This window comes from Phytobacter ursingii, assembly GCF_001022135.1.
GTDB lineage: Bacteria > Pseudomonadota > Gammaproteobacteria > Enterobacterales > Enterobacteriaceae > Phytobacter > Phytobacter ursingii.
In genome coordinates, this window is the sequence record NZ_CP011602.1 from 4,677,002 (window position 1) to 4,689,421 (window position 12,420).

General features: G+C 51.7%; 12 protein-coding genes. 5 read left to right on the plus strand and 7 right to left on the minus strand.

The features are described from left to right. Nucleotides 1-43: 43 nt before the first annotated feature. Genes AB182_RS25595 through AB182_RS25605 form a run of 3 tightly spaced genes read right to left on the minus strand, consistent with a single transcriptional unit; the run spans nucleotide 44 to nucleotide 3,699 of the window. A complete protein-coding gene (locus AB182_RS25595; RefSeq protein ID WP_047372526.1) occupies nucleotides 44-1,204 on the minus strand; it encodes an MFS transporter in 1,161 nt (386 codons plus the stop codon). Continuing rightward, nucleotides 1,201-2,481, minus strand: coding sequence for a hypothetical protein (locus AB182_RS25600; RefSeq protein WP_047372527.1), 1,281 nt, complete (start codon nucleotides 2,479-2,481; stop codon nucleotides 1,201-1,203). The genes AB182_RS25595 and AB182_RS25600 overlap by 4 nt, the downstream gene beginning before the upstream one ends. 30 nt (nucleotides 2,482-2,511) lie before the next feature. Next, nucleotides 2,512-3,699 carry an ROK family transcriptional regulator gene (locus AB182_RS25605; RefSeq protein ID WP_047372528.1) on the minus strand — a complete coding sequence of 396 codons (1,188 nt, stop codon included), beginning with the start codon at nucleotides 3,697-3,699 and terminating at the stop codon, nucleotides 2,512-2,514. A gap of 489 nt (nucleotides 3,700-4,188) precedes the next feature. Between AB182_RS25605 and AB182_RS32715 the strand changes: the two genes are divergently transcribed. From AB182_RS32715 to AB182_RS25620, 4 genes are all read left to right on the plus strand, one after another. Further along, a complete protein-coding gene (locus AB182_RS32715) occupies nucleotides 4,189-4,335 on the plus strand; it encodes a hypothetical protein (RefSeq protein ID WP_167337906.1) in 147 nt (48 codons plus the stop codon). 10 nt (nucleotides 4,336-4,345) lie between these two features. After that, entirely contained in the window at nucleotides 4,346-4,843 is a 498-nt protein-coding gene (locus AB182_RS25610) for a helix-turn-helix domain-containing protein (protein ID WP_047372529.1), read from the plus strand. 112 nt (nucleotides 4,844-4,955) lie between these two features. Beyond that, a complete protein-coding gene (locus tag AB182_RS25615) occupies nucleotides 4,956-5,411 on the plus strand; it encodes a helix-turn-helix domain-containing protein (RefSeq protein WP_047372530.1) in 456 nt (151 codons plus the stop codon). Beyond that, complete coding sequence (locus AB182_RS25620) at nucleotides 5,411-5,986, plus strand: PIN domain-containing protein (RefSeq protein ID WP_047372531.1); 576 nt, start codon at nucleotides 5,411-5,413, stop codon at nucleotides 5,984-5,986. The genes AB182_RS25615 and AB182_RS25620 overlap by 1 nt, the downstream gene beginning before the upstream one ends. A 176-nt stretch (nucleotides 5,987-6,162) precedes the next feature. On the opposite strand, the gene AB182_RS25625 is transcribed toward AB182_RS25620, so the two are convergent. The 4 genes from AB182_RS25625 to AB182_RS25640 form a co-directional block, all read right to left on the minus strand. Beyond that, on the minus strand, nucleotides 6,163-7,512 hold the full coding sequence (locus tag AB182_RS25625) for a GntP family permease (protein WP_047372532.1): 1,350 nt from the start codon (nucleotides 7,510-7,512) through the stop codon (nucleotides 6,163-6,165). Nucleotides 7,513-7,606: 94 nt separating this feature from the next. Then, nucleotides 7,607-9,574: a YjhG/YagF family D-xylonate dehydratase gene (locus AB182_RS25630; RefSeq protein WP_047372533.1), complete on the minus strand. Its 1,968-nt coding sequence runs from the start codon at nucleotides 9,572-9,574 to the stop codon at nucleotides 7,607-7,609. A gap of 10 nt (nucleotides 9,575-9,584) precedes the next feature. After that, nucleotides 9,585-10,490, minus strand: a complete 906-nt coding sequence (locus tag AB182_RS25635) for a dihydrodipicolinate synthase family protein (RefSeq protein WP_047372534.1) — start codon at nucleotides 10,488-10,490, stop codon at nucleotides 9,585-9,587. Between the two features lie 4 nt (nucleotides 10,491-10,494). Beyond that, entirely contained in the window at nucleotides 10,495-11,283 is a 789-nt protein-coding gene (locus AB182_RS25640; protein ID WP_047372535.1) for an IclR family transcriptional regulator, read from the minus strand. 411 nt (nucleotides 11,284-11,694) lie between these two features. Between AB182_RS25640 and fimY the strand changes: the two genes are divergently transcribed. Beyond that, on the plus strand, nucleotides 11,695-12,408 hold the full coding sequence (gene fimY / locus AB182_RS25645) for a fimbria biosynthesis regulator FimY (protein WP_047372536.1): 714 nt from the start codon (nucleotides 11,695-11,697) through the stop codon (nucleotides 12,406-12,408). Nucleotides 12,409-12,420: the final 12 nt, after the last annotated feature.

A 12,420-nucleotide genomic window follows, 5' to 3' on the forward strand; every position in this document is an offset into this window, starting at 1 on the left:
GCACGGGAGAGCCAGGTACAATCTGCTGCCAAAAGTACAACCGTTACTGCGTTTTTTCTTTTATTAACATGGCAAGGATAAAGAACACGGCGACGAAGGCGATGATGAAATTAAAGCCAGTCGAGATACCGTAGCTGTCGGAGACCTGACCAATGACCGACCCGGCCAGCGCACCGCCGAAGCCAGAAGCAACATAAATCAGCCCCATCACTGAGCCGCTTTTACTGGTCAAGCGCGTGGCAATGGCAGCCGCCGTCGGGAACAGTACGGACATGGCGAAACCGAACAGCATGAACAGGTAGACGAACTCCACCACCAGCATGCGGCTGACGATGATGGAAACCAGCGACAGTATCGAGAACCAAATCAGCGTCCGACGCTCGCCCAGTTTCAGAGTGATAAAACCGCCAATCACACGGCCAATAGTAAACAACCCGGCAAACGAGGAGATTACATAAGCGGCTTTGGCGGCTTTACCGGCGGTGTCGAGATCGGCGATATCGAGTGCAGCGTAGAAAATCGGGAAGAAGTTCAGGAACGCCGCTTCGGCCGCCACATAGAACAGCAGAAAGGCAATCACAATCATGATGTGCTTCTGGGTCAGCAGCTCGATAAAATCACTCAGCTTCATGCTTGACTGGGCGTTACTCTCTATCTTCAACGTACACAGAACCAACACCAGCACGGCGACGATAACGGCGATGCCGACATAGAAGGCGCGCCAGGAGACGCTGTTGGCAAACAACTGGTGCAGGATTAGCGGGGTGACAATCATCCCAACGCCAAACATGGCGTTGGAAATATTAAACATCATCCCGGCTTTGTCTTTATAGAAGGTCGGGATCACGGTCACGATGGAAACCATCATCGAGCCAATGCCCAGACCGATCACCAGATAGAAGCCAAAGAACAGCGCTACGGTATAGGCAAGGCTGGTGCCCATCAGGCCGACGATCATCAGCAGCGAGCCGACCAGCATCATGATTTTCAGACCTTTTTTGTCGGTCAGATAGCCGGTCAACAGGCTGGAAACCAGAAAACCAATCTGAAACAGGGTAATCAACGTCCCAACCTGCCCGATATTGAGGTCAATACTGTGTTGCACCTGTTCGAGAATCAGCCCTTTCGTGTTCTGAATCCCGCCCAGCAAAAACATCGTCATAAACAGCAGGAAAAAGACTTTCCATTTTTGCGCATTTGTCATTTTTCAGTTCCCTTGTGTTGTTCGTATTCTCCAATGGCGTCAAATAGCGCCTGGTCTGCCCATCCGTAGCAGTAATAGAGCAGGTCATCGCAGGCGCTGGCCTCTGCGGCGCGTACCGCTTCCAGCAGCTGCTCTGGCGGGAGGTTCCACATCTGTATGCCGCTGAAAATAAAGGTCCCTTCCTGGGAAAGCTGGCGTACCCGGTCATTTTGTTCCTTGACGAAATCGATCGGGAAGCCGGAGGCTTTAAAGTCCTCGTAGCTGAGCGAGTAAGGCAGGTTGAACAGTGCTTTAAACGCTTCAAAAGCGGATTCGTGTGCGGCTTCATCGCTGGCAAAAAAGTTCACCAGCCCCTGCACGTCCGCGCCGCCACCGAGTTTGTGGTAAGGGAAATGTTTCAGCGTGCCGGAAAGACGCGTCAGTTCGCGGTAATCCTGCCCGAGGATCCAGCTATAGGCAGGGGGCCAGAGATCGAGCCAGAAATGGATATCGCCAATGTTCTCCTTCGCGTTTTTCAGAATCCGTTCGACCAGCCCGGTGACGCTCTGCTGGCGAAACGCAACCCAACGGGCAATGACGGGGTTATCGCGAAAGGCTTCTACGGGATAAGCGAAGTTCCCTTCGGCAAGCGCAGCGGCGATTTTATCCAGCTCGTCTTTGACCACTTCCGGCGCAAGATCCTGCGCGTTCATCGCCTGCTGGCAGTGCGGGCAGAAACAGGTGTACAGCCCGGCGGGATTGACCTCTTTTCCGGCCCAGTCCGGAAAGCGGATACGGTCAATCAGGAAGGTGTCATACCCGTAAAGGGTCTTAATGCGGCTGAACGTTTTTTGCCAGTAATCCGCCACATCCGGCGCGTTAGGGCACAGCCAGTACTTGATGACCCGGCCTCGATAATCAATGACCTGATTGTTGGCGATATCGCCACTGAAATCCCCGTTCAGGATGTTCACCCAGGGAATCACTTTATAGCGACTGCCTTCGGTCGCCTGTTGAACCCGGCGCAAAGGATCGTTGCCCGCCAGTACGCCGGGGTCTATTTTCTGTTGCAGACGCGTACCGGGATTATCGATATTGACGTGCAGCATGCCGTTGCCCATCACCGATTTATGCACCGGGTTATGCGGTAATACGCCAACCGGATACGGATTACGTTCAAAAATAGTATTTAACTCAACAAATAAATGCTCAACGTTCTGCATGCCGTCTATTCGCTGCAGAATATCGTCCATTCCTTCGTCCAGAATATCATGCGGATGCAAATGGATTCCTGCCATAATGTTCTCCTTGTCGTCAGGTGACGGGCACTAATTAATTTGTGCGTCTGGCATAAATTGAATTGCGGGATAAATAGAAGAAAGCGCCAGAATGGCGATGCCATAGAGGGGGGCTTTCTCGCGTAATTCTGATAATTCCACGGTGACGTGGGTATTGGTGAAAAGCTGCCTGTCGAGAATCGCCTGCACGCGGGGCAGGAAATATTCCGCAGCGTGGGTAACGCCACCGGTTAATATGACTTTTTGCAGGTTCGCCACCGCGACCAGATTAATAATCCCCATGGCTAAATAATCGGCCATCTCATCAAGCAGCGCGCAGGCCAGTGGATCGCCCTCACGCACATGCGTCATCATCTTTTCCAGCGAGAGCGTCTGGTTTGTCAGCTCTTTCAGGCGATCGCTGATGCCTGAGCCGGAGCAGTAGCTTTCAAAGCAGCCTTTATCACGCCAGTTTTTATAGAGCTGATCACGGTTAAAGATCATGTAGCCAATCTCGCCCGCCGCGTTCCTTGTGCCGCGAATGATCTTGCCGTCCATCAGCAGCGCTGACCCTAAACCTGTGCCAATGCCAATCAGCGCGGCGCTGTTGCTGTCCCGGCATTTGCCGCACCACATCTCGCCAACCAGCGCGGCGCGAATGTCATTTTCCAGGATGACCGGCAGAGAAAGCCGCTTTGTTAGCTCCGCTGCGAGGGGAAGGCTTGACCAGTCAGGTAGGTTTGGCGAGCCCTCCAGCACCACGCCATGACTGATATCGATAATGCCTGGCGTCGCAAGACCAATCACGCCGATACGGCGATATTCAATGCCACTTTCCACGATAAAGCTGGCGATGCTGTTGGATAAAAGGTCTATAAAGGCATGGCGGTCGTCGGTCTGGTAAGTCTCTTCGCGTTTTTCATACAAAATTGCGGCATCCAGATTAAACAGCGAAAAGGTAATTTTCGTTCCGCCCAGATCGATGCCAATGCCCAGCCTGGCGTGCGGATCAAAATTAATCAGAATGCCTTTTCTTCCCTGCCCGGTTTGCTCGCTTACGCCCCCTTCGAAAATAATTTTCTCCCGCAGTAAATCATTAATAATTTCCGAGACGGTCGCTTTGGTGAGTCCGCTGATTTTGGCGATTTGCGCGCGTGATAATGGCCCCTGCTCGCGAATAATATTGAGCACGAGCGTTGCGTTCATCTGGCGTAAGGTATTGGGAACCACAGGCGTCATAATGAATACCCTTTAGTTTGCTTTCCATACTTAATCGTCAGTATTAACTGACTTCGATGTCCTTTTTTGCGTATTTATTGCCGGGAAAGGGATTGGTGTAAAGCATTTTTACGTATTTAGTTTGTATTCCATACTAATTTGGTGAATTCCGTCACAGGTTTATTTTTGCTTTTATTTTGTTATTTCATTTGTGAATGATTGGCAGGTTTGGGTTTTATTTTTTAAATATTTTCATGGATTATTTAAGATTGTGTTATATATATATTATGAATATACTTGAGACTATTGATTTGCTATTTCATTCCTTTTTCTCTGCTTTTTTTGCAATCTACCGAGAGGTTTTTTCAGGCGCGTATTGTCATCCGTGGCAGGTTGCAAATCTATCCTGATAGTGGCATAGCTATTTAAAAAAGGCGTGCAAAATGACGTCAGTCATAATAGTTTTCGGTGCCACGACGTCGGGTTGATTAAGGGTGGGGAGCGATCCTGATGAGTAAAGGTAAAATTATTGTTGCGTCAATGATGTTATTTTTTGTCATGTGCTTTGCCGCAGTCGCTTTTTATTTCCTGGGCAACAATACGCAACCGTCAAACCAGCAACAAACCGCCGCTATACTCCAGACAACGGAGATTTAGAGAACGGTTTATGGCATTTATCTGGACGGACAAAAAGTTAGGTTTTCTGCGAAAGAGCGCAGGCATCCTCACGACGAGACAAATAGCAGAGAAACTGGATACCAATATCACCGTCGTACGCAACATGGCCTATCGGCTGAACCTGCATCTGCGGGTGCCGAAATACAACGAGAAAGATCTTGAGCAAGTGCAGGCGCTGTACGACTCCCCGGAAAACCTCAGCCTGAAAGAGATCGCCACAAAGACCGGGCTGACGCTCAGCACGCTGCACTACATTCTCTATGTCAAAAGCAACCACGCGCTCTACAACAAAACGGAGTATGTGCTGTTTGATACCGAGGACGCGGTACAGTACCGCGTACCAAAAGATGTGCTGGATCTGGAAAGCTCCAGCCTGGATAACATCGCCAGTGAGAACGATGTCCGTGAGATTTACCTTATGGACGGCACCTGTTTTTCCGCCCGCAATATCAAGCAAGAAGTGGTGATTAGCCGCACCAGGGCGTGACGGCTGGAAACAGACCCCTCTGGTTGAAAACTTATTTTTCGTTTATTTTGATTATTGTTGGTTTCGATTATTTCGATTAAACTTCTTCCCATTGCAGAAGGAGGATAACTACATGACAAAATCGACCCCATTAAATCTTCCCGATACGCGTGAGAGTGAACTGGCACAACGCGGACAAAAAGAACTCGCAGCATGGCTGTCTACCCGGCTGGAAACACAGCGCATCTCAATTATTGGGGATGATGAAAAGACCCACACAATTGAATTGCCCACCAGTGCGATGACGTTGCTGATGGATATTCTTGGCGAGCTGGCATCCGGTAATGCCGTGCAGATTGTTCCCGTCCAGGCCGAGCTCACCACGCAGGAAGCGGCAAACATTCTTAATGTCTCTCGTCCCCATATGGTCAAACTGCTTGAAGAAGGGCAATTACCTTTTCACAAAACAGGTCGCCATCGCAGAGTTTTGTTTGCAGATTTAATGAACTATAAAAACAAACGGGAACATGAAAGCCTGGATGCCATGCAGGCGCTGGCCGATCAGGCGCAGGACTTAGGGATGTACTAATGAAACACTCACCTTACCCGGTGATGCTGGATGCATGTGTTTTATACCCTGCGAGGCTAAGGGATTTGCTGATGCATTTAGGGATTGCTGGTCTGTATCAACCAAAGTGGAGTCACCGTATCCATGAAGAGTGGTGCCGAAATCTATTGCAGAATCGCATCGATATCGCTCCCGCATCACTTGAACGAACGGTTGAGTTAATGAATATTGCGTTACCCGATGCCAATGTCACCGGGTACGAGTCATTGATTGCAGGTCTTGAATTGCCAGATGAAGATGACAGGCATGTTCTGGCTGCTGCGATTCGTGCCAAAGCTGAAATCATTGTCACGCTGAATCACAAAGATTTTCCTCAGGCGGTGCTCAATACCTTTGATATCGAAGCGCTCCATCCTGATGATTTCATCTCCGATCTATTCGATCTCAACCATGCTTTGGCACTCGAAGCAGTGAGACGACAACGTCAATCCCTCAGGCACCCGCCGCTCACAGTTGATGAATTTCTGGCAATGCTGCTTAAACAGGGCTTGCCCATGACGGTGAAAGCACTGGAAGGCTATCGCTACGCCATTTAAAGGCAGTGGCGGGATGCCCGCGTGATTTACTCCCTTTTCTGAGGGGGGAGGGATCCCCACAAAAAATGCGAGCACGATCGGTTCCCTCTCCCTGAGGGAGAGGGCCAGGGTGAGGGGGAGATGCCCGCGAGGCACGAAGTCTAACGGTGACGCCTCTCCCCGGATTACCGCGCGACTTACATCACCACGCTGGCCAGCAAAATAAACAGCAGCCCGCAGATGGAGAGCAATGTCGACATCAACGTCCAGGACAATAACGTCTCCTTGGTGGTCAGGCCGAAGAAATCCTTAATCATCCAGAAGCTTGCATCATTCACGTGCGAACAGATGCAGGAACCTGCCCCCGTCGCCAGGGTAATCAGCGCCAGATTGGTATGGGGGTGCGCCGCCAGCAGGGGAATCACTAACCCGGCGGTGGAAATAGCGGCAACCGTGGCCGACCCCAGACAAATCCGCAGGAACGCCGCAACACCCCAGGCCATCAGAATCGGGTTAATGTCCATCCCTGACACCAGCGTGGAAATATACTGGCCTACCCCGGAATCAATCAGCACCTGCTTAAACGCACCGCCGCCGCCGATAATCAACAGCAGCCCGGCAATCCCGGCAATCGCTTTGCCACAGGAGTCCATCAGCTCCGAAATGGTTTTCCCACGACCCACACCCATGGTGTAAATCGCGAACAACAGCGAAATCAGCATGGCGATAGTGGAGTTCCCCAAAAACAGGAAGATGTTATACAGCATGCCAGGGTCGCCCGCGTCTTTCGGGCGAGCCATCTGCATAATGGTCACCAGCGCCATCAAAATAACCGGTAGCATGGCGGTCAAAAAGCTAATGCCAAACCCCGGCATTTCGCTCTCGGTAAAACTCTTTGTGGCGCCGAGAGAGGCAATATTGCCCTCTTTTTTAAAGGCATCCGGAATCAATCGCTGACACACTTTATTCAGCAGCGGACCACAGAGAATAAAGGTTGGAATGCCCACGATAATGCCGTAAATCAACACAAGGCCGACATCTGCGCCATATTCACGGGCGATCACAGTCGGTCCCGGGTGCGGCGGCAGAAAACCGTGCGCAACCAGTAAACCGGACAGCATCGGCACGCACATATACATCGGCGATATTTTCGCTTCGCGGGCGATGGCGAAGATAATCGGCACCAGCAGAATCAGGCCGACTTCGAAAAAGAGCGCAATCCCGACGATAAACGCCGAACAGACTACCGCCCAGTCGAGTTTTTTCGCACCGAAATATTTCAGCATGGTCAGCGCGATACGCTGGGCGCCGCCGGCATCAGATAATAAACGCCCGAGCATCACGCCGAAGCCAAATATCAAACCTATATGGCCCAGCGTACCGCCAAGGCCGGATTCGACCGAGGTAACAACTTTATTCAGGTTCATTCCACTGGCGATGGCGACCCCGATTGAGACGATAATTAACGAAACAAAAGTATTTAATTTTATTCTTATAGTTAAAAGCAGGAGTACAGCAATACCTGCCACGACGATAAATAGTGGCATAACGTCCTCTCTTTCCAGGATACAGATGTGAGCTACCAGACTGCCTGAGCCAGGCAGTCGAATAATAAAAACTTAATAATGGGTATGACTTAACTCAGGGCTTATTAATATAGTCCTGTAGTGCTTCACTTATTTTATTAACGTCATAAATACAGCCGCGCCATGTACCGCCGCTCACGGCCTGCAACATTGCCCAGAGGCGGGTATCGTCCGGTAATTCCGGGTCAGGCATTAAATCCGGATGCGTATTCCGGGCATTTAATAAGGCAGCCGCTTCCTCACGCGATGGCAGAATACTCTCTATATCGGTTCCTAAGAAATTCACCTCCCCATGCAGTTGTTTGCAGTCAATTTTAATTTCAATAATATCTCCGGTACGTAACTTACCAATCGGCCCACCCGCCAGGGCTTCTGGCCCGACGTGACCAATACAGGCACCGGTTGAAACACCGGAGAAACGGGCATCGGTAATTAACGAGACATGTTTACCGTATGACAGATGTTTCAGCGCGCTGGTGACCTGATAGGTCTCTTCCATTCCCGTACCGGAGGGGCCAGCGCCAATAATCACCAGAATATCGCCCGCTTTAATTTTGTCGTGCTTGATATCGTAAATGGCGGCTTTTTCTGAGAGATAGACCTTCGCCGCGCCTTTATGGTAATAAACGCCCTCTTCATTAATCACCGAGGCATCAATGGCCGTGGACTTAATGACCGATCCTTCCGGCGCTATATTGCCCACCGGGAAGGTAATGGTGGACGTCAGTCCGCGTTTAGCGGCCTGCTGCGGCGACATAATGACATCATCCGCTGCGACCTGTTCTTGCTTAAATAACAGCTCCTTGAAAATCTGCCGACGTTCGGACTGCTCCCACCAGTCGAGGTTTTCCTTGAGGGTATTACCGGTGACGGTCATGACATCTTCATGCAGTAAACCGAGGCTGCGCAGATGCAACATCACCTCCGGTACGCCGCCCGCCATAAAGGCATTGACCGTCGGGTGATAGACCGGGCCGTTCGGCAGCACGCTCACTAAGCGCGGCACTTGCTTGTTAATGCGGATCCAGTCTTCCACGGTGGGAATATGACAGCCCGCCTGATGGGCAATCGCCGGGATATGCAGCAGCAGGTTGGTGGAGCCGCCAAAGGCCGCGTGAACCATCATGGCATTCTCAAAGGCTTTATCGGTAAGGATATCCTTCGTGGTGATGCCCTTGTGGGTCAGTTGCAGCGCCGCGCGGGCAGAGGCTCGGGCGATTTCCTGCCACACCGGCTCGCCTGATGGCGCCAGCGCGGAGTGGGGGATAGCCAGCCCTAAGCCTTCGGCCACCACCTGAGAGGTGCCCGCCGTGCCCAGGAACTGACAGCCGCCGCCGGATGACGCGCAGGCCTGGCAACCGGCCCGGCGAGCGCCCTGCAACGACAATTCGCCATTGGCAAAACGCGCGCCGATGGTCTGCACTTTGCCGTTATCTTCGCCGTGCAGCGCAGGCAGCGTCGCTCCGCCTGGGATCAGCACCGTGGCTTTATCGTGCTGAGAGGCGAGCGCCATCATGGTGGCGGGCAGCCCTTTGTCGCAGGTCGCCACGCCAATCACTGCTTTGGCATCCGGCAGGGAGCGAATCAGGCGGCGCATCACCATCGAGGCGTCGTTGCGGTAGGGTAACGAGTCGAACATACCGGTTGTGCCCTGCGTGCGGCCATCGCACGGGTCGGAGACATAGACCGCGTAAGGCAGGGCGTTATTGTGTTTGATAACGTCCGCCGCCGCTTTCATCTGGATATCCAGCTCATAGTGGCCCTGGTGAAGCGCCAGCGCGACAGGTTTTCCGTCTGGCCCGCGAAGCCCGCCCAGCGTACTCAGTAGCAGAATACCATCACGGTTAAGCTCGTCTGGCGACCAGCCCATCCCGGCATTCATCGTCATACCAAAAATATCGCCACTGGGTCGGTTAACAAGCATATCCGGGGTCAGAGGCAGCTCGCCTTGCGGGCCAGCGGCGTGCGTCCTGACGTGGTAAATCTCCCGGTTGTCGTTATCAAATATTTCGCGAACAGACATGGTGTTCCCCTTATTGTTTTAAAATTCCCTGAGAGGACAGGAGCGCTCTCACTTTTTCTTTTGCTTCCGTCGACGCTTCCAGGATCGGCGGCAGACAATACGTGTTCACCGGGAGTCCCACGCACTGCATGGCATATTTGATGAGTGAGACAAACGGGGTTTCCAGCGCATAAATTGACGGCAACTGGAGCAATTTTTTGTTAAGTGTGGCGGCTGTGGCGAGGTCGTTTTCCTGCCAGGCGCGATAGATGCCGATGGATAATTCCGGCGCGAAGTTGGCGCTGGCGGTAATCGACCCGTCACCGCCCAGCAGCAACGTGTTGAGTAAATGGTCGTCGTAGCCGCAGAAAACGGAGAAATCCGGGCGCACCGCTTTGACGGTGTTGATCATTGTGCGCAGGTGGCCGACGCTGTCGATGGTGTCTTTAATGCCAACGATGTTGTCGTTTTGCAGGACCAGGCGTTTGACGGTCTCAGGTGTTAAGTCCTGACCGGTCAGGTCGGGGAAGTTATAGATGATCACCGGCAGATTTACGCTGCGCGCGATGCGGTGGTAATAATCGTCCAGGTTGCGCGGGGCGACTTTCCAGTAGTAAGGGTTAATGGCAACAATGCCATCAGCACCGCAAACTTCGGCATGCTGTGCCAGCTTCACCGCTTCGTCGGTGGAGGGCGAACCCACGCCAATCAATACCGGAACGCGCTTATCCGCCGCGGCGACCGCCGCTTCGGCGAGCGCCATCCGCTGGCTGGTGTTCATCTGGCTGAATTCCCCGCCGGTCCCCAGATAAAACAGTCCGTCGACCCCTTTCTCAATCAGAAAATCAGCGACCGCTTTCATGGCCGCTTTATCGATATTTCCGTCGTTATCAAAGGTGCTGGAGACCGGCGGAATAATTCCCCTGAACTTTTTCATTACATCAGTTTCCTTTTCTTAGGTTTTCACTTTCACTTCGGTACCCCAGCCCATATGATATTTGCCCGGCGCACTGACGGAGCAATTCGAGATAACCATCGATCTTATTTCCTGAATACACCACCGGATCGCCCGACAGTGAGATCGCATAATTAACCCGGTTATACATATTGAATACCGGCATACTCAGACATACTGCGCCATAGGTTGATTCTTCATTGTCTATGGCCCATCCGCGTAGACGCGTTTTCTGCAATTCTTCCCAAAATAACTTCTTATCGGTAAAGGTATTTCGGGTATGGGGTGTCAGCGTGAGTGCATTTAAAAAATAATCCATTTCCTCACGGGGCTTCCAGGCGAGTAATGCCTTACCCAACGCCGTGATGTGTAATTCTAACTTCTTGCCAATCCAGCTTTTTTTCGTTGGTACGGTGTCTGGCCCTTCCACTTTATCGAGATAAATGGCGTAGCAGTCTTCAATCGCCCCTAAATGACAGACCAGCCCACTTTTTTGCGAGAGTTCCTGCATCGGGCGTTTAGTGACCTCAAAAATATTTTTTCGGTGTAACGCCTGGCAGCCAAGTTCATAGTTTTTAATGCCGAGTGAATATTGGTTGCGCTCGCTTTTGGTTAAAAAGCCGCAATCGACCATCACATTTAATAAATTCAGCAGGCTGCTCTTGGGATATTGAAATTCCCGCAGTAGCTCCATAAAACTCGCTGCACCGACATACGCTATATAGGTCAGTATTTTCTCAGCCCGAATAAGTGAATTACATCCTTTACCGCCCATAACGGCTCCTGTGTTGATGGAGAAAAGTTTATCTGTCCAGTAAAGCGGAAAATACGTCTGGTTCAACAGGCTGAACCGAGTTAGGGCGGGGAAACGTGATCTATGACGAGGTTTTGCATAATGGATTTATTCCGCCATCCAGGGGCATTGTGCCGCTATTAAGGAGAAAACCATCACGCCACAACGGGCCATCCTCCTTTGCGAAAAATCGCGCATGGTTTTAAGTAAGAGCACCTATGCGCCTCAATGAAATGCTGAACAAAATAAGCTTGTCCTGCGGATAAACGGATGCGTTATCCGCACATAAACGCCATTTAGCTCGTTATCGTTTAGGTAAACCCTGGCACTATGACCTCCGGACCTGATGAGACTGCGGCAATCCATTGGGTAATACATCATATGCGAGGAAAAATGCGGAGCGAGGCGCGCAGGGAAAAGAAGCGCAGAACCAAATCCAGACATACGGTTTTGCCGTATCGGCATGATGTTCCGCAGATTATTGACGGTCTGGAGCAGCTCTCACAGCAGTTAAGCTATACCTTACCTGAAAGCATCATCAGTCAGATGCTTATTTCCACTGACAGCTTTCTGGCTTACGCATGGAGCCGACATCTCTTTATCGGCAAGCGGACCGCCGTATTCCCGTCGCTGGATGCTGCCCGTTATCGTCTGGGTGACAGCAGTCTCTCTTCATTGATTGTCGATATGGAAAGCCTCACCAGCAGCCGTTTTGCTGTGCTTGAGGCGCTGCGTGGGCATTGCCTGGCAAAAGACGGGCTGCGTACCTATCTGCTGGTCTCCCATCCGGACCCTCCCATGTGTGCGTTTTTCTGTGCTGCGGGGCCGTTTGAGCTACTCAAACGCAATCAGCCTGTACGTCAACTCAGAGAAGCCCTGTTAGCGCCACCTTTGCCGGAAACCCCGCCGCGTTTCTCACCCACAGAATGGCAACTCCTCACCCGGCTGGCCCAGGGGCACACATTAAAAGAAACGGCGCGTCAGCTTGGGATGCCTTATCATCGCGCGGTTTACCGAGTCACCACACTCTTACAGCGTCTTGGGCTATCCACCCGCCTGCATTTGACACAGTTGCTCCATCGATTAACGCTTGATGTAAATCATTAAGGCGGGTCAGGG